Below are 847 nucleotides of genomic sequence, written 5' to 3' on the forward strand. Positions count from 1 at the left end.
GGGGTGTCGTGGAGCCAGTAGGTGTGGTGTTGGAAGGCGTAGGTGGGGAGGTGGGTGGTGTGGGTGGTGGTGGGCCAGGTGAGGGGGGTGTGGGTGGTGTGGACGGTGGCGAGGGCGGTGGTGAGGGTGTCGGTCTGGCTGCGGTCGCGTTGTTGGGCTGCTACTGCTGTGGCGGGGGTGGAGAGGGTGTCGGTGGTGAGGGTGGTGAGGGTGGTGTCGGGGCCGAGTTCGAGGTAGGTGGTGGTGCCGGCCTCTTCGAGGTACGTGGTGACGGTGGTGTACTCGACGGTGTGGCGGAGCTGTTCGGCCCAGTAGTCGGGTGAGGCGGCCTGCTCCGGGGTGAGGGGCTGTCCGGTGCGGTTGGAGACCACCGGCAGGGCCGGTGCCTGGGCTGGTGTGTCGGCGACGGCCTGGCGGAACTCCTCCAGGATCGGGTCCATGTGCGCCGAGTGGAAGGCGTGGCTGACCCGCAGGCGGCGGGCCCGCAGCCCGGTGTCCTCACAGCGGGAGGCGAGGGTGTCGATGGCCTCGGCCTGGCCTGTCAGGACCGTGTGCGTGGGGCTGTTGGCCGCGGCGATCTCCACGCCGGTGCCGTCGATCAGAGGGGTGAGGGTGTCGACGGGTGCGGTGACCGACAGCATGGCGCCACCGGCGGGCAGGCCGCCCATGAGCCGTCCGCGGGTCGCCACCAGCCGGGCGGCGTCGGCCAGGGTCCATACCCCGGCGAGGTGGGCGGCGGTCAGCTCCCCGATGGAGTGACCGGCCAGGAAGTCCGGGCGGATGCCGAAGGATTCTGCGAGTCGGTAGAGGGCGACTTCGTAGGCGAAGAGTGCGGGCTGGGTGTAGG

At 71.0% G+C, this 847-nt stretch carries 1 protein-coding gene; it reads right to left on the reverse strand.

The window, feature by feature from the left end:
• A partial coding sequence (locus ABGA99_RS36530; protein ID WP_347584286.1) for an acyltransferase domain-containing protein occupies nucleotides 1–847 on the reverse strand: 847 nt, incomplete at both ends.

Origin of the sequence: Streptomyces sp. B5E4 (assembly GCF_039871555.1) — a bacterium.
GTDB lineage: Bacteria > Actinomycetota > Actinomycetes > Streptomycetales > Streptomycetaceae > Streptomyces.